Source organism: Natrinema sp. CGMCC1.2065 (genome assembly GCF_051225675.1).
Lineage (GTDB): Archaea > Halobacteriota > Halobacteria > Halobacteriales > Natrialbaceae > Natrinema > Natrinema thermotolerans.
In genome coordinates this window covers 203,885-224,433 of the sequence record NZ_JBPJSJ010000002.1, presented here as the reverse complement: position 1 = coordinate 224,433, position 20,549 = coordinate 203,885, and the positions used below count along the sequence as shown (strand labels likewise).

The following is a 20,549-nucleotide window of genomic DNA, read 5'->3' as shown; positions in this document are numbered from 1 at the left end:
CCGACCGGAAAGTCCCGTCCCTTGCTTTCTCACGAGGGGCGTCCGCTGCCGGCGGCCGGACTGGAGACGGGGTCGAATCAAGCGTTCGATTGCTACTTCCGCTACAGCCGCGGGCTTTCGCGGGGCTACTGCTGTGAGAAGACGCGTATAATTAGCGGATATCGACCGGGAGACGGTTAGCTCTGGGCAGGGATCTCGGTATCGGCCTCCGCATGTTCGTACTTGTCCTCGAACTCCTGGATGAGTTGCCCCATCTTCGCGTACCAGTCGTTTAGTTTTCGCTGCATGTCGTTTGCGATCTGGGTCGGGTCCGTCGGGTAGTAGACGTGATAGTACCCGCCCTGATCGTAGTTGATCTGCTCTTTTTGGATGAACCCGCTCTTGAGCAAGCGCTGGATCGATCGGTACGCGGTCGAACGCTCGCGGTCGACCCGATCGGCGACCTCGTCGATCGTCAGCGCTTGCTCGCTCTCGACGAGGACGCGAAAGCAGTCCTTGTCGAGTTGCTTGAGTCCGTGGATACACTCCAGTAACCCCTCACACTCCATGTCCTGCTGTAGTTGCTCTGCCATCGAGTTTGCCATGTTACTATCCGGTGATAGGGGCCGCATCGCTATAAGGGTTGTGTGAATATCGTGCAATCTCGATGAACTGCGATGAAACGCAACGAGCGGCGGAGAGCGTCCTCAGTCCGCCGACGGTACGGACGCGTTCGCCTGTGCGCGCATCTCCGTCACAGTGCTGTAGATCACGGCCCCGCTGACCATGAACGCCGAGAGCAGGATCAGGGCGAAGCCGACGGTGTTGAAGATCTCGATGGCGAAGTAGTCGCCGGCCTGCTGGAACGCCACGGCGATCGACCCGCCCAGGAGCATCAGTCCGAAGTAGATCTTGATGTCGTCTTCGTTGACGATGCTGGTCGCGGCCGAACCGATCCTGGCGCCCAGCGCGCTCCCTGCGAGCAGCGGCGCGACGATCGAGAGGTCGACGCCGCCTTCCATCCCGTAGAGGAACGACCCGATCCCGCCCGAGAACACGATCTCGAAGAGGTCGGTCCCGACCGCGACGGGAACGGGCACCCCGATGAGGTAGAACATCGCGGGCATCCGGATGAAGCCGCCGCCGACACCCAGGAAGCCCGACAGCAGTCCCGTCGCGAACGCGACGCCAAGGACCATCCACAGCGAGACCTGGATGCCGCCCGCGATCGTCATCATCGGCGGGACGCGGTAGGACTGGATCTTCTTCGCGATGTCGGGGATCGCGTCCGGATCGATCTCGTCGTCGGCCGCGTCGTGGTGGCCGCCACCGGACCCACTACTGCCGTCGTTTTTGAGCGCGTTCCGCGTGACGAACACGCCGATCGCGCCCAGCAGGACGACGTACGTGATACCGATGACACCGCTGGCGAGGCCGAGATCCTCGAGGTAGAACACTCCGATTCGCCCGACCTCGATACCGACCGATGTCCCGACGATCATCAACCCGCCGAGTTTGTAGTCGACTTGGCCCAGGTCGTGGTGCTTGAGCGTCGCGATGACTGCCGTCCCGAAGACGAAAGCCATCCCGCTCCCGACGGCGACTCTGGCGGGATACCCCATCACGAGCAACGCGGGCGTGACGAGGAACGAGCCGCCCATCCCGAAGAAGCCGAACAGGACGCCGACCATGAAGCCGAAGCTCACGAACAGTACGAGCGTCGTCAGTGCGATTCCAAACGGTTCCATTATGCGTGTTTGATCCGTTCAACGACCGGCGTTGCGACTCGCTCGAGCGCGCCGTACCCGACGTAGAGGACGAACGCCTCGAGGAGGACGGCACCGACGAGGGCGCCTGCCTGTACTGCTGACGAAGACGTGGCGAGATCGATCATCGGGATCGACCACCGCCGTTCGGTTGTGTACTTCTCATGGGTTTCTGCTCAGTACTGTCTACCCGGAGGACGACTATAACGCTTTTGGGAATTGCGCACAATATTACTGCGATCTATCTCACGGCTATCCTACGAAGATATGCGAATAACTTACGAGAATATACGGGTCGGGCCAGGACTCATCCGTGCGGTTCGCGCGCGGTCAAAACGATCGAATCGGGCGGTTCCATCGGTCACGCCCTCGTCGTCTGCTCGGTTGACACTTGCGGAGTTCGAGTCACTGTCCGCCCGTCCACGACCGCGTGGCCGACGCCGGTATTGGTAGCCGGAAACAATATAGTGTCGTCGGCCCTACGAGTAGTATGAAAGCGATCTGTGCGACCGACCTCTCCGCCGCCAGCGAGGCGACGATCGAGAGCGAGACCTGCCTCGAGTGTCTCGGCCGAATCGGCGTCGAGGAGATCCATCTCGTGACCGTGATTCCGTCGAACGTCCACGCGGGCATGCCCGGGATGAACTTCGAGAAACGCCGCGAACAGGCGCTCGAGCGCTACCGCCGCGTCGTCGAAGACGCGGGCTTCGATGTCGAGACGCACGTCGTCCGCGGGACGCCCCACCGACGAATCAACGGCATCGCCGAGGCCGTCGGTGCCAGCCTCACGGTCGTCGGCTCGCGCGGGAAGAGTCCGCTCGAGAACCGTGTCATTGGTTCGACCGCGCGCAACCTCGCGCGCACGACGGTCGTGCCGTTGCTGGTCAACCGGATCGAACGCGAGGCGGATGAGCCGGACGTCGTCCGCGAACACCTGTTCCGGCGGGTGCTGTACGCGACGGACTTCTCCGAGAACGCCGAGCGGGCCTTCGAGGCGTTCTCGTACCTCCGCCACGCGACCCAGGAGGCAACGCTGGTCCACGTCGAAACGCCGAAGGACCCGGGGCTTCCGGAGGACGACGATCCCGAAGCGCGACTAGCGGAGTTGGCGACGCGACTCGAGGACTGGGGGATCGAGACGCGAACCGTAGTCCGACGGGGCGATCCCGCCGACGAGATCCTCGCCGCGGAGGCCGAGTACGAGCCGACTACGACCCTCGTCGGCTCGCGCGGGCACAGCCGACTCCGCCGACTGTTGCTCGGGAGCGTCTCCGAAGACATCGTCGCACGGGCGGACGGGAACGTCATGCTGATCCCGCCGAACCGAGCGGCCTGACCGGCGATCCGAAACCGAGCCCGGCTTGCCATGCAGCGACACGAGTGCCGACGCGACCTCCGTCGCCGTCGCCTCGCGGGTACCGCCGTCGTCCCGTTCCTCGAGAGCGGTAGCGACGACGTCGAACCCGACAGCGACGGCAGACGGGCGAGTGACCGGTCGTCGGCTTCTCCCACTGCCAGGAGCCACACGTCCACGCCGACAGCGGCGACTCACGCCCGGTGAACGCGGACGGCCCGAATTCGCTGTGAGAGGCGGGGTGACCAGTTATCCCGTCGTTCGTCCCAGCGCTTTCGCGAGTGCGAGCAGAAAACCGATTCCGGCCTGAGTATCCGGATCGCGCAGCGCTTTGGCGACGCCGACCGGACCGACGGGGTCCGCAGGCTCGGCCCCGGCCTCGCCGACGGCCTCGAGCAGGTCCCCGAGCGTCCGAGCCACGTCGTCGTCAGCCGCCGTGTCGGCTACCTCACCGAGACGTGTCCCGGTCGCCGCGAGGTCCGTGACCATGTCGTCGTCCATCGCCGACGACGCGAGCGCGAACAGGTCCGCCAGCGCCAGCAGGTCGTCGAGCGTCCCCGACCGCTGGAGGCGAGCGAGCGTCTCGATCGCGTCGGCCAGGTCGTCGGCGTTCTCGCCGGTCGCCTCGCCGAGCCGCGCGGCCTCGGGCGTCGCCAGTTCGTCGGCTGCCGCACCGAGGTTCGTCGCCGTCCCGGCCACCTCCTCGACCATCCGGTCGTCCATCGCGGCGGTCGCGAGATCCGCCGTATCGAGCAGTTCGTTGACGACCCCGAGGCGCTCGATGAACCGTGCGACCTCCTCGGGGTTGTCGGCGACGAGTTCCTCGAGCGTCGGCTCCCCGGTGTCGGTGGTCTCGGTTGTGGATTCGGACATCTACAGCAACCCCCGTGCGGTGAGCCAGTAGGACTCGTTGTAGCCGAGCTTCGCCCAGTGGAGCGGTTTCGACGGTTCGCGGACGTACGGTTCTTCACCGTACTCGAACTCGATGAACGTCGCCTCGTCCATGCCGGCCTCGAGGAAGCAGACGGTCTTTCCATCGTAGGTCGCAGTCGGCGTTTCCCCGCGGGCGCGGCTGGCGATCCGATCGGCGACGGCGCCCGCCTCGTAGTGGGCGACGCTGCCGGCCTTGCTCGTGGGAACGTCCGCGACGTCACCGATCGCGTAGACGTCCTCGGCCTCGGTCGCCTCGAGCGTGTGCCTGTCGACGTCGACCCAGCCGTCCTCGCCCAGCCCCGCGTCGATCACGAGATCGCTGCCCCGGTGGGGTGGAATCGCCACGAGCAGGTCGTACTCGAGTTCGTCGCCTTCGACCGTCTCGATGACCTCCGCGTCGGGATCGACCTCGTCGACGTTGAAGAACGTCTCGAGGGCGATGTCGCGTTCCTCGAACAGGTCGGTCGCCCAGTCGGCGACCGACTCGAGGCCGTGGGCGCGGTTGATCGGGTACGTGTAGGTGATCTCGACGTCCTCGCGCCGGCCCCGCTCGCGGAGCCAGTCGTCGACCATCAGCGGGAACTCCACGGGCGCGGCCGGACACATGTGTGGGACGCCGACGACGCTCAACACGAGGTGGCCCTCGGTGAACTCGGCGAGTTCGTCTCGGAGTCGCGTTGCGCCGTCGGGGCCGTAGAAGTGATGGCCGCCCTCGGCGAGTCCGGGGACGGCCTCGGGCTCGAGGTTCGCGCCGGTCGCTAGCACGAGCTGGTCGTAGCGCAGCGATGCCGTCCGGTCGGCCAGCGAGAGCCGGTTTCGGTCCGTATTGACGTCGGTGACTTCGTCGATTGTCAGCGAAACCCGGGAGTCGACCAGGTCCTCGATCGGCCGTTTCGCGTCGTCGACCGTCTTCTTCCCGAACGGCACGTACAGGAACGTCGGCTTGTAGACGTGGTTCGGATCGGCCGTGATCAGTCGGACCTCGACCGTGCCGGCCTCGATTTCGGACTGTAGCTCGTCCGCGAGTCGATTCGCGAGGACCGTTCCGCCCGTTCCGCCGCCGACGATAGCGATTCGGTGCATTTCAGTTGACCTCCAGGTAGATGCTCCAGTACTCGTCGCGCTCCTCGATCTCGAGTAAGTCGTGGCCGGCCTCCTCGAGCCACTCCGGAACGTCCGTCGTGGAGTTCCGTGCGGTGGTCTGGAGTTCGACCACGGTACCGGCGTCGAGTGTCTTCACCTTCCCGATGAGGTCCATCAGCGGGCCGGGACACGATGCGTCCTTCGAGTCGATCGTCACGTCCGGATCGTCTGTGTCAGTCATTGGTCTACGATTGCAGGTTGCGTCGTCGTCGTTCGAACTCGTCCGTCGAGAGTTCCCCGCGGGCGTAGCGCTCGCGGAGTTGCTCGAGCGCCCGGTCGGATCGGTCGGCGCGATCGATGCGGTCTCCCGGGCGTCGACTGCCGGCCCAGACGACCAGCAGTGCGAGCAGCCCGAGTAGCAGGACCGGCCAGCGGAACAGCCAGCCGCCGACCGCTCCCCAGCCGCCCATCGATCCACCGGCGCTACCGCCGTGGGGCTGGGCGGACGCCGTCGTGGCCGCGGCGACGAGGAAGACGACGCCGAGGGCCGTCGCTCGTCCCGCATACCGTTCGATCGCGTCGCGTGGGTCGGTCATCGTTCGATCACACTCGGAGAGAAGTATTGTATAGTAATGGCATTATTGAGAAAGCCACCTGTTCAGGAATCAGCAGTGGATATATATGCGACGACCGTCCTCGTCCGGTTTCTCGGTCGTCGGCCCGAACCCTGCGATCTCCAGAGAGCGATAGAAACGGATCCTTCCCCCGAAAATCCGCTCCGAAGGTGTACTACCCATTCGACTCGGTGCGACTGCCGCGACCGTCGATCGGTCGGTCACGTCGTCCGCGAAGAGTGGTTTCGGCCGTTTCGTCGAGCCAATATTGCCCTAGAAGTACAAAATCATTATAATCGTGGAGTCCCTACTGGTAGCCGATGAGCGAGTCCATCGACGACGAACGACAACGGATCCGCGAGCGGAAGAAACAGGAGTTGCGGGAACGCCTCGAGAACGGTGAGAGCCTCGACGCGGCCGACGCCGGCGAGGGTGTCGACACGCCCGACGAGCCGATCGCGATCACGGGGCAGGACCACCTTGACGAGGTCGTCGGCGAGTACGACGTGGTCCTCGTGGACTGTTATGCCGACTGGTGTGGCCCCTGTCAGATGCTGGAGCCGACGATCGAGGCCCTCGCAGCCGAGACTGACGCCGCGGTCGCGAAAGTCGACGTCGACGCGCACCAGCGGATCGCCCAGCAGCTGGGCGCTCGCGGCGTGCCGACGCTCGTCCTCTACGCCGACGGCCAGCCGGTCGAACGCATGGTCGGCGCACAGGACCGCGGGACGCTCGAGGGGCTGATCGCACAACACGCGTAGCGACCCAGCAGCAGCGACCCAGCAGTCGTCCTGACTGTTCGAACAGTGTCTCTCCTCGTTCGTGAACACCGAGCGACGGCAGCTCGAATCCCGGTGGGCCGTGTCAGTCACCAGTGGCGCTTGCGACGGCGATCCGGCAGACGATCGTCCCGGTGATAGCGACGACGGCGCGCCCATTCAGCCCCAGTGAGATGCCGGCAAGAGACGTGAACGTACTCAGCAACGAAAACAGAACGACGACGGGTAGTACCCAGCTGACGGTCATTACCCACGGCGTGGCCAGCGCGTCCAAGCGGCCGGCACCAGCGCTGAACTCCTCGATTGCCTCCGTCCGCAGGATCCACCCGGCGATCGCGAGAAACGCGAACAGCCCGACCGACAGCATGATATCGACGAGCGGTCCGGAGACGAACCGGAAGACCGAACTCGCGAGTGCCAGTCCGCCACCGGTCACTGCGATCAGGAGCGAGACTCCCACTGTCGCCCGTCGGCGCGAGACGCCGTACTCGTCGACAAGTGTTGCAACAGGTGTCTCGAGGAGGCTGATGCCACTGGTCACGGCGGCCAGCAACACGGTTGCGAAGAAGACCGTCGCGACGACGGCACCGCCCGGCAGCGAGCCGAACACCGATGCGAGCGCGACGAATAGCGCCCCCGGACCGCCCTGTCCCGGATCGATACCCTGTGAGAACAGCAGCGGGATCACGATCAGTCCGGCGAGTACCCCGATGACCGTATTCGAAATCGCGATGACGAGCGTGGCACGCGGAAGCGACGCATCGTCCTCGAGGTAGGACGCATAGGTAAGCATCGCACCGGCGCCGAGCGAGAGCGTGAACAGCGCTTGTCCCGCCGCCGGGCCGAGAATACTCACGAAGTTTGCAGCGAGGTACTCGCCGTCGAAGCCGAGATAGAACGCGTAACCGGCGGCAGTATCCGGCTGCGTCATCGTCCACGCCGCGAGACCGATAAGGAGTACCACGACGGCCGGGAGCATGACCTTCGAGACCCGTTCGATGCCGCGGCTCACACCGAAGAAGACGATCGCGGCGATGATAGCGAGAAAGGCCAGATGGAACCCCACTGCCTGCAGGCCGTAACTCATCTGCCCGAAGTACTGCGCTGGCTGGCCGAAATACGCACCAACCGGCGAAACCAGCGTATAGCGGAGGATCCAGCCGCCAACGACCGAGTAGAAAGAGAGCATCACGATCGTCGTGACCACGTTAAACGACCCCAGCGCCGGTCCCTCGGGGGAACCGATGAGCGAGCGAAGGGCCCCGGTCGGCGTCTGTTTTCCGCGTCGCCCCAGCACGAATTCGGCAAGGAGGCCCGGTACACCGACGCCGATGATCAGCAGTAGATACATCACGAGGAACGCACTCCCACCGTTCTCGGCCGTCAGCCACGGGAACCGCCAGATGTTCCCGAGTCCGGCGGCGCTGCCGACCGCAGCGAGAACGAACCCCAGATTCGAAACCCACGAGTCACGAGTAGCCATCAGTGTGGACGCTCGTTAAGGGAGAGGTAAGTCGGTATTGATTCGGCCGGTTACACGCTGTTCGCCGTCCACGACCTCCCACGCTGGATCCGGACGCGGTAGTGCCGAGCCGACGCCAGTACTATCGTCGCTCTTGAAAGTCACTGCACACCCGATCGCAGGACAACGTTGCGACCGGTGTGGAAATCGTTTCAGGAGCTACTATCGACCTCGAGTTCGGTACCACAGTCCGGGCATTCCATCGCCGGCTCCCCGTCGACCATCGTGAACTCCATGTACTCGCTTTCGCCACAGTCCCGACACGGCACTGCGACTCGGATGTCGGTCGACTCCTGTGGCGTGCCGAGCGCGAGCGCCCGGAGGGGCTCGTCGGCTTCGTTTCGCCCCTGCTGGTACTCCCCCGCATCGAACCGGATCATCTCGCCCTCGCTGACCGTGACGGTTTCGCTAGCCGCCCCTAGCTCCGGTTTCGTCTCGAACGTGGCCTCCCCCTCGAGGACGAAAAACGTCTCCTCTTGGTCGAGATGTGTATGGAGTCTGCCGGCGAACTCCTCGCCCGGCTCGAGTGCGTAGTAGTTCATCGAGAAATCCGTGGCGTCGAGCGGGTCCGATACGCTTCGTCGCTTCTGGCCTCCCGATTCCGGCGTCATGTCGTCGAGATTTATTTTCTGCATGCAACCATGGATAGCAATCTCGAGGACGAAAAGGATACTGCGACTCGCAAGCGGTACCCGGTGTCCGTCACCTCTCGAGAACGCATGGACGACCGCGACAGCGACCGGGAGCCGACCGAAACGGGCCAACTCGAGGAGCCGACCGCGTCCGCCCGCGACCTCAGAGTTCCAACAGCAGCATCGCGCCGTAGCCGAGTCCGAACGCGAGTCCGAACGACCCGACCCACGCGGCGACGGTGAGTCCCAGCTTACGGGGGCTGACACCGTCCCCACCGGTGACCGCGAGCCCGCTACCGATGATGGCGCTGACGATGATCTCGTTGAACGAGACCGGGACACCCAGCAGGACCGCGGTCTGTGCGATGAGAAACGACGGGACGAGCGTCGAGATCGATCGGCGCGGCCCCAGCGACGCGTACTCCTGCGAGATCGACTTGATCATGCGGGGTGCGCTCGTCCAAGAGCCGACGAGGATCCCGACTCCGCCGCCGAGCAACACCACCAGCGGCGAGACTGACGGCACGGCCTCGAGGAGCGGGAACAACGGACCGACCGCCAGCCCGACCTGACTCGCGCCCGCCGAGAACGCCACGAGCGAACCGAGCGCGAGCAGGAACCGACGCAGACCGCCGGCCTGATCGCGACCGACGTCCCAGCGAACGACGGCCGCGGCGATCGCTCCGAAGCCGAGCGAGATCGCGGTCGCGGTGGCGACGCCGTCGACGGGAACCAGCGTGGCCCCGGCGGCGGCGAGCGTCCCCCCGACCGACGAGAGAAACGAGAACTCGAGGTTCGCGACGACCGTGCCGACGATCCCGGCGAGGATCGGGACGCTGACGTCCTCCGGGACGTCCGGTCGCGGGAGGATACTGGCGAGCCCATAGGCGATCCCGCCGCCGACGAACGGCGTGAGTAGCCAGACCGCGCCGATCTCGACGTACTTCCCCCAGGCCGGATCGCCGCCGAGCGCGAAGCCGACGCCGATGACCGAGCCGGTCACGGTGAACGCGGTCGCGATCGGGTAGCCGGTGGAGATGCCGATCGCCATCAGGCCGGCGCCGAGCAGCAACACGACGATGACGCCGGTGGTCGGGAGCGTGACGCCCTCGACGAGGCCGCTCCCGACGGCTTCCGAGACGCTCGCGCCTTGTGTCACCGCGCCGGCGAACCCGAGGATACCGACGAGAAACGCCGCGCGCATCGTCGAGATGGCGTTCGCCCCGACGGCCGGGGCAAACGGCGTCGCGCCGCTCGAGCCGGCACCGATCACCCAGGCCATAAACAGGCTCGCGAGCGCGGCGGCTGCAAACAGTAGTATCGTTCCTGGATCCATTAGTGTATGAACCGCCTGTCTTTCAGGTTGTGAAACACGAGCTGTGAACGGCGTTAGTCGGCACCTGCCGGGGCTGTGTCGGCCGCGGCGCGCTTGCTTCGCCAGGCTCCCTGCAGGTACGCGCCGGCGAACATGCCGGCGAGCGCCCACAGGATGGAGACGTTACCGATCCCGAGGCTGGCGTAGGCGGCACCGGGACAGATGCCCGAGAGGCCCCACCCGACGCCGAAGAGCGCCCCGCCGATCAGGACGTTCCGGTCGAACGGCTTCAGCCGACGTTCGTATCGATCGCCGGTCAGCGGCGCGCTATCGCGGAGTCGGGGCATCACGGCGAAGGCAATTCCCGAAACGATCGCCGCGCCGAACATGACGAACAGCAGTCCGAAGTCCTCGAACTGCAGGAAGTGCAGCACGACCTCCGGACGCGCCATCTGGCTGAACCCGAGCCCGAACCCGAAGATCAGGCCGCCGACGAGGATCAGCGGCATGAACAGGGGATGGCGATCGCCGCTCACGGGCCGTCACCTCCCTGTTCGCCAACTCGAGCGATGACCGTCTCGCTCATGGCGACACCCCCAGTGCCGAAACGACCTGTGCGGTCACGATCGCGACCGTCAGGAACGTCGCCACGCCGACCAGCGACGTCTTCGACGCCGAACCGACGCCACAGACGCCGTGACCGGACGTACACCCTTTGCCGATTCGGGTGCCGATCCCGACGAACACGCCGCCGACCAGCAGTCGCCAGGGCTGTACGTCGGTCGACCAGAGCGTCACGCCGCCGACCTCGTACAGTTCGCCGGTGGTCCCGGGCTCGTAGAGCGAGGTCGTCAACACGCCCGACTGGACCGTCGCCGCGAACGCGAACGCACCCAGGATGATACCGAGCGTGAACACGACCCGCCAGTCTCGCGACGAGACGTACTGCTGGAACCGGGACTGCCCCGAGACGTACGACAGCGTCGACTCGAGGAACGTACTCGCCCCGGCCGGGATACCGGTCCCGACGTAGATCACGACCGTGCCGAGACCGACGAGCAGTCCGCCGATGGCGTACCGGCTGATCCCGTTGGGGAACAGCTCGGCGGTCAGTTGGAGCGCGATTGGATCAGCTACCATGTGGCGTTAGTCACCGGCGAGCGACTCCTGGCTCGCCGCGCAGTTGTTCGGGCCGAGTTCGAGTTCGAACGCCTCCTCGTCGTCGGCCGCTTGCTGCCCGAGGTTCGTCGCGATGATGGCCTCGTAGTTGGCCGGTCGGGGCGGCATGTCCGAGAGGATCAGCTCGACGAACTCGTCCTCGTCCATCGTCAGGGCGTCCATCTCCTCGACGAGGTCGCCGATCGGCGCGGTGTAGGTGCCGTCGGCGGCCGGGACGGCGGAATCGCTGAAGTGAGCGCCGCCGATCAGGGTCTCGTCGGGCAGGGTGAGGACCCGCTCCTGGAGCGACTCGTAGAGGGTTCGGGCCGCGTCGGGGGCCCCGTCGTCGCCCTCCTCGAGGTCGGGGCGGGCGACGCTCTCGATGAACAGCCCGTCGCCGGTCGCGAGCAGGCTCGCATCGAGCAGGTACGAGGTCATCCCGGTCGTGTGGCCGGGCGTCGCGATCGTCTCGATGGTGGCGTCGCCGACCTGGAACTGGTCGCCGTCCTCGGCCTGGGTCAGCTCGTCGGCGTAGGTGACCCCGCGGTCGACCGCCGCTGCGGGGATGACGCCCTCGACCCCGTCGTCGTCGAGGTCGCGGACGCCAGAGATGTGGTCGGCGTGGATGTGCGTATCGAGTGCGTACTGCAGGTCGACGCCCAACTCCTCGGCGTCAGCGAGGTAGCGATCGGTAAACGCCCGCAGCGGATCGACGACGGCGGCCTCACCGCCGTCGACGAGCAGGTACCCGAGACAGCCCGAGGAGGGGCGCTGGTACTGGTAGAGCGTCCCCGAGCCGTCGTAGCCGGTAACCTCGACGCGCTCGTAGATGCGCGCCCAGCCGTTCATCCCGTCCTCGAGGTGATTGACATCGTACCCGCGGTCCGCGAGCGTGCCTGCGACGAACTCGCTGGCACCACCCTTGGCACAGAGGACGGTTACCTCGCGGTCCTGGGGGATTCGTGCAAGGACGTCGTCGTCGATTTCGTCCTCGAGGAACTCGAAGTACGGGACGTTGATCGACTCGACGGTCTCGCCGTCGACGTGCCACTCGTCGTAGTCCGATTCCATACGCGCATCGAGGAGCGTGACGTCTTCGCCCGCGTCGATGCGGCTCTTCAGCGTGTCCGGCGTGATCGTTTCGACTTCTGCGTCCGGGGTCGGGAAGTCTTCTGGGTTCATTGTCGTACATCCCTCTGTATTGGCTGGTCGCATAAAAGGATTTGCATAGTAGTTCCTCCATCGCACAATATAGCGCCAGTAGGATGTGGGAGGAACCACCTTAAGAGACCATAAACGCAATCTAGATGGTTGTATTGCGCCTGTGCGGGGGACCGGTTGTTTGTGTATTCCACAATAACCGACATCCTTTTAACCTCGTGGCCAATATTGTGTAGTAGCTCCAATACAGATACGGAGTATCCAACTATGAGTGACGAATTCGACATCACGGAGACGCTCGACGTCAAAGGTGCATCGTGTCCCATGCCAGTCGTCAAGACCAAGTCCGCCATCGACGACCTCGACGAGGACGACGTCCTCGAGGTCGTAGCGACGGACTCGGGTAGTATGAGCGACATCGACGGCTGGGCGACCGGGACCGATGGCGTCGAACTCCTCGAGCAGGTCGAGGACGGCGACGTCTACAAACACTACGTGCAGAAGACGGCGTAAGATGAGTACGGACACACAGTCGGCGACGGACGGCGAGCCGATGACCGAGGAGGAGCTGCGGACACAGGTCGCGGAACTCGAGGAGAAAGTCGCCGCGCTCGAGACGGCGGTCGGCGACGATCAGCAGAAGATGACCATCGTCGCCACGCAGGGCAGTTTCGACATGGCGTATCCGCCGCTGATCCTCGCGAGTACGGCGGCCGCCTTCGGCTGGGACGTCGTCGTTTTCCACACGTTCTGGGGGCTCGACATCCTCCACGAGGAGAAGTCGAAGGACCTCAAGCTGAGTGCCGTCGGCAACCCGAGCATGCCGGTCCCGAACGCCGTCGCTGCGCTGCCCGGGATGGACATGATGGCCACGAAGATGATGCAAAAGAAGATCGACGAGAACGGGACCGCCACCATCGAGGAGTTGATCGATCTCTCACTCGAAAGCGGCGTCGACCTGCAGGCCTGCCAGATGACGATCGAGTTGATGGACTACGACGAGGACGACTTCTACGACGGCGTCACGACGGGTGTGGGTGCAGCCACTGCGTTGCAACACATGGCCGAATCCGACATCCAGCTCCTCGTCTGATCGCTGACCGACACCGAGTCTACGCTTTCGAAGCCGTGCCTTCCGTCCTCGAAGCGAGTGCCATCGGGGCAGCCCGGATCCCGCCGTCAGCTACGGGCCACCCTCCCGCTGGCCGGTGGCTGCATCTGCCGGCCCCACGACTACACCGCGGTTCGTGGACGTGACCACCATGGTCGATATCGATACCGACACCGATTCGGACCCCGAACTCGGGACCGCGACGATCGTCTACGAGACGCCCGGCGAGACCGACGAACGGGCCACGGTCGACAACGACCGCATCGCTTACTTCCAGGATCACTGGCTGTTCGCGTACGGGACCGACGACGACGGCAACGACGTCGTTCGCCGGGTCCCCAAAGAGCGTGTCCACTACGTCGAACGATCCGTCGAGGAGATCGAGGCGACCTTCGAGTCCGGCCTCGAGAAGGCCAAAGGAAAACTCGAATCGCTTCGGGACTGATGAACCCGCTCTGGCAGTGTCGTCCGCGTCTACCGGTACTCCGAGGCCGGTTCGTCCACGTGTGATTCCCGGATCGAGATCCTGATGTCGGAGCCATCCTCGAGTTCGCCCGACGATCGGTCGGTACCTCCGGGTTCGGACGAGTCGCGCTCGACGGTCCGCATCCGTTCGCGTTCGGACGCGTCGTACGCTGAACTCATCGCGATCAGGAACCCGACCATCGCCGTCACGAGCGCCACGACGCCGATTGCGACGGCACCGATCGAGGCCACGGTACCGGAGAGGACTTCCCCGGAGACCAGAAGCGAGACGGCCGTCACGACCGCGATCAGGGTCAGGAGCCGGGCGAGTCGGCCAGTGTCGAGCCCTCGGTAGCTCTTCTCACCGGTCGTGTCGGCCAACACCGAGAGGATCCCGTCGTAGGAGTCGTCGGTGCGGGCGTTCCCCAGCGAGTGGGTCGACTGTGCGACCCAGACGCCGGCGGTGAAGTTCAGGAACGCGACGAACGACACGAGTCCGATCTGGCCGTCGATGAACAGTCCCGACACGATCGCCCCCGTAAACGTCATCGCCATGATGGCGTGAGTCACTAACGACCGTGTTCCGAAGTCTTCCAACCGAGCCATGTGTCCCAGGTTCATACGTGAACGAGGACCGCAGCGCGGATAGCCTCGCGCCCTTACTATGTTGAATGATGACAATTAACACGAAGGTCTCTGCCGACTGATACGACCGTCGATTCCCGCGTCGCGGCGGCTCGCGGGCGGTCCGGGACGAGAACCGCCGGACGACCCGATCGCAGTCCACTTACCGCCACCCCGCGAACGACCGGCCATGCAGATCAAAGACCGGGAGCAGGTCGAAGGCGGCCGCGAACGGGTCACGGTCGTCCCCGAGAGTGTCGACGACCTCTGGCACCTGCAGTACGTCTTAGAGCCCGGCGACCGCGTCGCGGGCGATACGACCCGGCGGATCCAGCGCAACGACGACCAGATGCGCGATACCGGCGGCGAGCGCGAACACATGTGGGTCGCCATCGCCGTCGAGGACGTCGAGTTCCACAAGTTCGCCAACCGACTGCGCGTCGGCGGCGAGATCGTCGCCTGCTCGCGCGAGGACCAGCTGAACTTCCATCACACCCTCAACGTCGAACCACGCGACGAACTCTCGATCGAGAAGCGGTTCAAACCCGACCAGGAGGCCCGCCTCGAGGAGGCCGAAGAGGCGACCGAAAACCCCGACGTGGCCATCGCGACCGTCGAGGAAGGACAGGCCCACGTCCACACGGTCGCCCAGTACGGCACGGAAGAGCGGGCGACGATCACCGGCACGACCGGGAAAGGCGAGTACGCCCGCGGCCGGTCGGAGCTGTTCGAAGAACTCGGCGACGTCCTCAAACGCCAGGACGTCGACGCGATCATCCTCGCCGGCCCCGGCTTCACGAAACAGGACGCCTACAAGCACCTCGAGCAGAACGAGCCCGAGGTCGCCGAGACGGTCACGATGGTCGATACGGCCGCGGTCGGCGATCGGGGCGTCCACGAGGTCCTCAAACGAGGGGCGGTCGCGGACGTCCAGGAGGAGACCCGCATCGAGAGCGAGGCCGAGTACATCGACGAACTCACGCGGCGCATCGCGGACGGTGCCAAGGCGGCCTACGGCCCCGAACAGGTCGAGAAGGCCGCCGAGTTCGGCGCGATCGAACACCTGCTCGTCCTCGACGACCGCTTACAGAAAGAACGCGGTCCCGACGGCGAGTGGGCGATCAGCGTCGACGACGTCATCCGGACGACCGAGCAGAAAGGCGGCGAGGTGACGGTCTTCTCGAGCGAGTTCCCACCCGGCCAGCAGCTGTCGAACCTCGGTGGGATCGCCGCCCTGTTGCGGTATCGCCTCGAGTGAGTCCGTCGGCTTCGCCGACGGGCGCTTAGTCGCCCCTGACCTCGTCGCTGGCTTCGATGAGTTGGATCAGCACCGAGGCGAACACCGACTCCGAACTCCAGATCGCCGTTTCGCCGCTCTCCCCGCCGAGGACGCTCAACAGGATGCTGTCGTCGTCAGCGACGGCGATACGGCCGGAGCGTTGATCGTCCCCCCGGTGGCTCGGTGGGGTGTCGACGACGATCCCCTCATGGTCGGCGAACCGCTCGTGGATCGCCGGCGTCCTGCTGACGATGACGACCGAGACGCCGGCCGCCGCCCGCTCGGAGAGGGTCCGTTCGATCGAGTCGGTCACCAGTTCCGAGAGGCGCGTCCCGAAGATGATCCGATCGTCGGCCTTCGAGACGAGTTCGATGATCCGGTCGGTAACGCGGTCGCGACCGCGGACCGTCCAGATGTCCTCCTGGGTTTCCTCACCCGAGGGTTCGTTCTTGACCGTTTCGACGTACTCGAAGGCCCGGTCCTGTTCGCGTTCGAACTGATTCCGGAGCGTCTCCCGGGCGGTGTCGACGCTCACCGGCCGGTACCGGATCGGGTTCGACTGCTGGACCTCGAGCAAACCCTTCGATTCCAAACTCTCGGCGACGCTGTAGACCTGCGACCGGGGGACGTCGGTGACGTCGGCGACATCGCGGGCGGTCCCCGCGCCGAGCCGGTGCAAGGCGATGAAGACCTTGGCCTCGTAGCTGGTCAGCCCCAGCGTTTCGAAGGCGTCGACGGCCGCGTTCTCGTCGCTCACTCGTTGCTCCCTCCGTCGTCGGTCGGTTCGCCGCCGTCACTGGCGGTCGGTGCGGAGCCGGTGGCGCCGGCCGTATCGAACGAGACGTCCGGGCCGAAGTACCGCGTCCACAACACGAGCAGCGACGGGAGGACGACGACGCTCGCGAGGAACGCGTACGTGATCGTCAGCCCGGTGATGATCCCGAACTGCTGGAGCGCGGGGAGGATCGCGAAGGCGAGCGTCCCGAACCCGCCGACGGTCGTCGCCGCGCTGCCGAGCAACGCGCCGCCGGTGCCGGTGACGGTCGTCCGCAGCGCCGACCAGACGTTGCCCTGGCGCTTGAGTTCGAGCCGGTAGCGTTCGCTGATGTGAATGCTGTAGGCGACGCCGAGTCCGACGGTGAGACTCGTGATCATCCCCGTGAGGACGTTGAAGGGCATCCCGATGAGATACATCGTGCCGAGGATCCAGGCCACGGAGAACGCGACCGGGAGCAGGGTGACCGCCCCCAGCGACGCGCTGTTGCCGGCCAGCCAGTAGGCGGCGGTGAGGAACAGGAACACCGCCACGAGCGTGATCAGCAGACTCTCGAGGACGGTATCGAGCAGGTCCTGTTCGACGATGTGGCTGACGACCGGATCGCCGGTCGCGATGGCGCTCCACTCGCCGTCGCCACGATCCTCGAGATCACCGGCGATGGCCCGCATCTCGTCGGTCGTCTCCGCGCTTGAGGCATTACCCTGAACGCCGACGATCAGCCGTGCGGACTCGTACTCGCCGCCGTCGGTCCGGTGGATGACCTGACTCGCGGCGTCTTCGTCGATCTCGAACAGCTGGTCGTACAGCGCCGAGACGTTCTCGTCGGGGACGCCGTCGCCGTCCGTATCGGCCGCGGTGAACGACTCGTTGAACGACTCGTTCTGGCCGGCGACTTGTTCCATCGTCGAGAGCGGGCCCTGGATGTCGGCGTCGCCGGTCGCGAGCGTGTAGGCGACGCCGCCTTCCGCGGCGGCCTCCTCCTGTGCCTGCGCGGTCGCGTTGAGGAACTCGTCGTCGGCGACGTCACCTTCGACGAGGATCTGTGCCTGACTGTTTTCCGGCTGGAAGTGTTCGTTGACGTACTCGAGGTTGTCCTTGGCGTGGTACTCGCCGGGAGCCATCCCGCCGGGCAGGTTCTGCGTCCACTCCGGCGGGCTGTCGGCGAGGAAGTCCTCCTGCTGGAAGCTGGTGTCGACCTGCGTCGCCCCGTAAGCGCCGCCGGCGGTGATCAGCGCGACGACCAGCAGGACGGCAAGCGGGAACCGACGGGCGGCGGTCGAGCCGACCGTCAGCACCTCGCTGAAACGGCCGCCGCCGGTCCCGAAGGCCCGTTTGCGGCGGTCGAAGCCGCGGGATTCGAGGAACTCGTCGATCTCGACCTTGGCGGCGGGAATCAACGCGCCGAAGACGATCAGCGCGGCGACGATACCGACGGAGCTGACGACCCCGAACTCGCGGATGGGGCCGATCGGACTGACGAGGTTCGAGAGGAACCCAATGACGGTCGTGGCCGTCACCCAGACGAGGGCGGCGCCGACGCCGGCCAGCGCGACCGTCATCGAACCGCGGACGGTCCCCTCGGCGCCGTCGGCCTCGCGCTGTTCGCGGTGGCGCATGAAGACGTGGATCGCGTAGTCGATCGAGAGCCCGATCAGTAACACCGGGACCGCGACGAACATCTGGTTGAACGCGATATCGGCCCAGCCCATGAAGCCGAACGTCCAGACGAGGACGGCGACGATGCCGGCGACCCCGAGGACGATATCGAGCAGGTCGCGGTAGGCGACGAGCAAGGCGACCACGACGAACAACAGCGCGAGCGGACCGACGATAGCGAGGCTGTCGCCCATCGAGCGGTCGATCTCGTCGGTGATGACACCGGCACCGAAGACGAGATAGTCCTGTTCGTGTGTCTCCGCGATATCGCGGATCTCGAGTTGGTTATCGAGGATCTCGTCGCTGATCATGCCGCCTTCGATCCCGCCCGCACTGCCACCCGCGGTCGACTGCGTGATCGCCGTCATTCGCGTTTCGGCCTGCGTCGAGCCGGGTTCGTACGACGACGGCATGAATCCGATCGCCAAGTTGTCCTCACTCTCGCCCGACAGCGTCGACTCGAGGGTTCGCTCGAACTCCTCGTCGTCGAGGCTCTCGAGGGCCTCGATCTGTTCCTCGAGCGGCGGTTGCTCGCTGCTCTGGAGGGCGGCGTACTCGGCCTCGAGGACGCCGACGGTTCCGTTCCGATACGCTTGCTGGCGTTGGGCCGAGAGTCGCTGGTACTCGGGATCTTCCGCCGGCTCGTCCGTCTGGGACCGAATCTCGTACTGCTGTGACTCGATCTCACGGACTTCCTGAACCGCAGCCTCGTACCGTGCGGTCTGGGTCTCGGTGAGGCCGACCGTCGCGTTCTCGATGGTCGCGTTGAGCTGTGCCTCGAGTTCGGCGGCCTGTCGCTGGTACTCCGGATCGGACTCGTTGTACGACTCGTTCAGTTGTTCGTACTGTCGCTGGATTCCGACGGTCGTGTTGAGTCCGTCGCTGAGCCGCGACCGCGTCGCGTTGAGTTCGGTCGCCTGTTCGTTTTTGATCACCGACGTCGCGATGACGTTCTCGACACCGACCATCGACTGGTTCTCGACCAGCGTCTCGTTGATCGACTCGTCATCGCGGATCTCCTGTTGTAACTCTAAAGAGTCGAGCAGCGACTCCTTCGTGAGAACGTTGTCATCCTCGCCACCCCGAACGATCAGTTGGACGGTAGTGGCGTTTTCCCGTTGCTCACTGGTGAAGTTCTCATCGATGCGCTCGAGGGCTTTCGCTTCGTCGGACTCGCTCTCGAACTGGGAGAGCGAAGAGTCGTCGTCGACCATCGGCATACCCGCGCCGACGAGTGCCGTCGCGAGCAGAAGGACGACGAGAACGATTCGCGTGTGGGACATGAGGGCGTCCGCGAGCCGATCGGGCAGGCTCATGCGGTCACCTCTCGGTTCGGCCGTGTGGATTCACGTTGGACCATTCTGTTGTTATGATCCTACAAACGCGACTATACATATTTGTTTGGAAATGGGGTTTTAAAACAGATAAAACTCAATATGCCTGGTTGGAAATTTCAAAAAATACTTACAACGCTGACTTTCTTCAGCTCCTGACCGTCACTCGTTTCGACCCGACTCGATCGAGATTGTCTGAAGATCCTCGGCGAACCGAACGTCGCCGTCGTAGTGGGCTCCGATCGACTCGAGCATTTCCTCGTGCTGGCCCTCGGTGTGGGGGTAGAGGTGGGTCAGGTAGACCCGGCCGATCTCCCGGCCGGCCAGTGCGCGGCCGAGGCTGTCGGGCGTCGGGTGGTTCGAGACGTCGACGCCGTCGGGGAACGAACAGTCGTGGGCGAGGATCGCCGATCCCTCCGCGAAGTTGGCCAGCCCTTCGAAGGCCTCGCTGTCGCCGCTGAAGGTAAACCGGTCGTCGAACCGATAGGACAGACACGGCAGCGAGTGGCGCGTCTCGTAGGCCGAGACGTCGAACCCGGCGACCGAGAACTCGCCGGGGACGACCTCCCGGACCTGCAGGTCGATCTTGTCCTGCATGTACTCGTGGACCGCGAGCAGGTCGTCGAGCAACGCCTTGGTTCCCTGCGGCCCGACGACCTCGAGGTGGTCTTCGCCGGCGAGCCAGCGGGCCTTCACGAGCGGGAGCAGGTCGGAGACGTGATCGAGGTGGTGGTGGGTCAGCAGCACCGTCGAGACGCCCTCGTAGCCGACGCCGGACTGTTGGAGCCGCTGGAGGGCCCCGGCTCCGCAGTCGATCAGGACGGTCCGTCCGTCCTCCTGGACGAGGATGCCCGCCTGAAACCGTTCGCCAGTGGGCAACGCCGAGCCCGTTCCGAGAAAGGTGACACGCATACGCTGGAGTGGCACGTCCGCCCCGATAAGGGTACCTCTCGCGAGCGCACCGGTCGGGTCCGAACGGATCACAGCGACGACCGACGAGGACGCG

The 20,549-nt window shown here is 65.1% G+C and carries 23 protein-coding genes; 6 read left to right on the top strand and 17 right to left on the bottom strand.

Going from position 1 to position 20,549, the window contains the following annotated elements; translation table 11 throughout:
• Nucleotides 1-176: 176 nt before the first annotated feature.
• The 3 genes from ACSBP4_RS04395 to ACSBP4_RS04385 form a co-directional block, all read right to left on the bottom strand.
• The gene (locus ACSBP4_RS04395; RefSeq protein ID WP_006179413.1) at nt 177-584 is read right to left on the bottom strand and encodes a helix-turn-helix domain-containing protein; all 408 of its coding nucleotides are present in this window, start codon (nt 582-584) and stop codon (nt 177-179) included.
• 102 nt (nt 585-686) lie between these two features.
• Nucleotides 687-1,727, bottom strand: a complete 1,041-nt coding sequence (locus ACSBP4_RS04390; protein ID WP_006650527.1) for a sulfite exporter TauE/SafE family protein — start codon at nt 1,725-1,727, stop codon at nt 687-689.
• Nucleotides 1,727-1,873, bottom strand: coding sequence for a DUF7512 family protein (locus tag ACSBP4_RS04385; RefSeq protein WP_006650528.1), 147 nt, complete (start codon nt 1,871-1,873; stop codon nt 1,727-1,729). Before ACSBP4_RS04385 ends, ACSBP4_RS04390 begins: the two co-directional genes overlap by 1 nt.
• A gap of 362 nt (nt 1,874-2,235) precedes the next feature.
• Here ACSBP4_RS04385 and ACSBP4_RS04380 point away from each other — a divergent pair, with 362 nt between their 5' ends.
• A complete protein-coding gene (locus ACSBP4_RS04380; protein ID WP_049966487.1) occupies nt 2,236-3,081 on the top strand; it encodes a universal stress protein in 846 nt (281 codons plus the stop codon).
• A gap of 267 nt (nt 3,082-3,348) precedes the next feature.
• Here ACSBP4_RS04380 and ACSBP4_RS04375 read toward each other — a convergent pair whose 3' ends face one another.
• From ACSBP4_RS04375 to ACSBP4_RS04360, 4 genes are read right to left on the bottom strand one after another with little or no spacing between them, the layout of a single operon-like run.
• The gene (locus tag ACSBP4_RS04375) at nt 3,349-3,972 is read right to left on the bottom strand and encodes a DUF1641 domain-containing protein (protein ID WP_435551466.1); all 624 of its coding nucleotides are present in this window, start codon (nt 3,970-3,972) and stop codon (nt 3,349-3,351) included.
• On the bottom strand, nt 3,973-5,115 hold the full coding sequence (locus ACSBP4_RS04370) for an NAD(P)/FAD-dependent oxidoreductase (RefSeq protein WP_435551465.1): 1,143 nt from the start codon (nt 5,113-5,115) through the stop codon (nt 3,973-3,975).
• A 1-nt stretch (nt 5,116) separates the two neighbouring features.
• On the bottom strand, nt 5,117-5,356 hold the full coding sequence (locus ACSBP4_RS04365; RefSeq protein WP_006650532.1) for a sulfurtransferase TusA family protein: 240 nt from the start codon (nt 5,354-5,356) through the stop codon (nt 5,117-5,119).
• A 4-nt stretch (nt 5,357-5,360) separates the two neighbouring features.
• A complete protein-coding gene (locus ACSBP4_RS04360) occupies nt 5,361-5,711 on the bottom strand; it encodes an SHOCT domain-containing protein (RefSeq protein WP_006650533.1) in 351 nt (116 codons plus the stop codon).
• A 338-nt stretch (nt 5,712-6,049) separates the two neighbouring features.
• Between ACSBP4_RS04360 and ACSBP4_RS04355 the strand changes: the two genes are divergently transcribed.
• The gene (locus ACSBP4_RS04355; protein WP_435551464.1) at nt 6,050-6,490 is read left to right on the top strand and encodes a thioredoxin family protein; all 441 of its coding nucleotides are present in this window, start codon (nt 6,050-6,052) and stop codon (nt 6,488-6,490) included.
• A 103-nt stretch (nt 6,491-6,593) separates the two neighbouring features.
• On the opposite strand, the gene ACSBP4_RS04350 is transcribed toward ACSBP4_RS04355, so the two are convergent.
• The 6 genes from ACSBP4_RS04350 to ACSBP4_RS04325 all read right to left on the bottom strand — a co-directional run bounded on the left by ACSBP4_RS04350 (nt 6,594) and on the right by ACSBP4_RS04325 (nt 12,317).
• Nucleotides 6,594-7,991: a sodium-dependent transporter gene (locus ACSBP4_RS04350; RefSeq protein WP_006650535.1), complete on the bottom strand. Its 1,398-nt coding sequence runs from the start codon at nt 7,989-7,991 to the stop codon at nt 6,594-6,596.
• A gap of 191 nt (nt 7,992-8,182) precedes the next feature.
• Nucleotides 8,183-8,665, bottom strand: coding sequence for a cupin domain-containing protein (locus ACSBP4_RS04345; RefSeq protein WP_435551463.1), 483 nt, complete (start codon nt 8,663-8,665; stop codon nt 8,183-8,185).
• Nucleotides 8,666-8,825: 160 nt separating this feature from the next.
• Nucleotides 8,826-9,998 (bottom strand): inorganic phosphate transporter, encoded by a 1,173-nt coding sequence (locus ACSBP4_RS04340; RefSeq protein WP_049966492.1) that lies wholly within the window; start codon nt 9,996-9,998, stop codon nt 8,826-8,828.
• Between the two features lie 53 nt (nt 9,999-10,051).
• Nucleotides 10,052-10,513 (bottom strand): YeeE/YedE family protein, encoded by a 462-nt coding sequence (locus ACSBP4_RS04335; RefSeq protein WP_435551462.1) that lies wholly within the window; start codon nt 10,511-10,513, stop codon nt 10,052-10,054.
• Nucleotides 10,514-10,559: 46 nt separating this feature from the next.
• Nucleotides 10,560-11,117 carry a YeeE/YedE family protein gene (locus ACSBP4_RS04330; RefSeq protein WP_006650539.1) on the bottom strand — a complete coding sequence of 186 codons (558 nt, stop codon included), beginning with the start codon at nt 11,115-11,117 and terminating at the stop codon, nt 10,560-10,562.
• Nucleotides 11,118-11,123: 6 nt separating this feature from the next.
• Complete coding sequence (locus ACSBP4_RS04325; protein ID WP_006650540.1) at nt 11,124-12,317, bottom strand: MBL fold metallo-hydrolase; 1,194 nt, start codon at nt 12,315-12,317, stop codon at nt 11,124-11,126.
• A gap of 246 nt (nt 12,318-12,563) precedes the next feature.
• Here ACSBP4_RS04325 and ACSBP4_RS04320 point away from each other — a divergent pair, with 246 nt between their 5' ends.
• The 3 genes from ACSBP4_RS04320 (at nt 12,564) to ACSBP4_RS04310 (ending at nt 13,852) form a co-directional block, all read left to right on the top strand.
• A complete protein-coding gene (locus ACSBP4_RS04320) occupies nt 12,564-12,809 on the top strand; it encodes a sulfurtransferase TusA family protein (RefSeq protein WP_006650541.1) in 246 nt (81 codons plus the stop codon).
• A 1-nt stretch (nt 12,810) separates the two neighbouring features.
• Complete coding sequence (locus ACSBP4_RS04315; RefSeq protein WP_435551461.1) at nt 12,811-13,389, top strand: DsrE/DsrF/DrsH-like family protein; 579 nt, start codon at nt 12,811-12,813, stop codon at nt 13,387-13,389.
• Between the two features lie 169 nt (nt 13,390-13,558).
• Complete coding sequence (locus tag ACSBP4_RS04310; protein ID WP_015298865.1) at nt 13,559-13,852, top strand: hypothetical protein; 294 nt, start codon at nt 13,559-13,561, stop codon at nt 13,850-13,852.
• Between the two features lie 29 nt (nt 13,853-13,881).
• Here ACSBP4_RS04310 and ACSBP4_RS04305 read toward each other — a convergent pair whose 3' ends face one another.
• Entirely contained in the window at nt 13,882-14,493 is a 612-nt protein-coding gene (locus tag ACSBP4_RS04305) for a hypothetical protein (RefSeq protein WP_435551460.1), read from the bottom strand.
• Between the two features lie 193 nt (nt 14,494-14,686).
• Between ACSBP4_RS04305 and ACSBP4_RS04300 the strand changes: the two genes are divergently transcribed.
• A complete protein-coding gene (locus tag ACSBP4_RS04300) occupies nt 14,687-15,754 on the top strand; it encodes an mRNA surveillance protein pelota (protein ID WP_435551459.1) in 1,068 nt (355 codons plus the stop codon).
• Between the two features lie 25 nt (nt 15,755-15,779).
• Here the strand turns inward: ACSBP4_RS04300 and ACSBP4_RS04295 are convergent, their stop codons facing one another.
• The 3 genes from ACSBP4_RS04295 to ACSBP4_RS04285 form a co-directional block, all read right to left on the bottom strand.
• A complete protein-coding gene (locus ACSBP4_RS04295) occupies nt 15,780-16,532 on the bottom strand; it encodes a TrmB family transcriptional regulator (RefSeq protein ID WP_006650544.1) in 753 nt (250 codons plus the stop codon).
• The gene (locus ACSBP4_RS04290; protein ID WP_435551458.1) at nt 16,529-19,525 is read right to left on the bottom strand and encodes an MMPL family transporter; all 2,997 of its coding nucleotides are present in this window, start codon (nt 19,523-19,525) and stop codon (nt 16,529-16,531) included. The genes ACSBP4_RS04295 and ACSBP4_RS04290 overlap by 4 nt, the downstream gene beginning before the upstream one ends.
• A 180-nt stretch (nt 19,526-19,705) precedes the next feature.
• On the bottom strand, nt 19,706-20,455 hold the full coding sequence (locus ACSBP4_RS04285; RefSeq protein ID WP_435551457.1) for an MBL fold metallo-hydrolase: 750 nt from the start codon (nt 20,453-20,455) through the stop codon (nt 19,706-19,708).
• Nucleotides 20,456-20,549 lie beyond the last annotated feature (94 nt).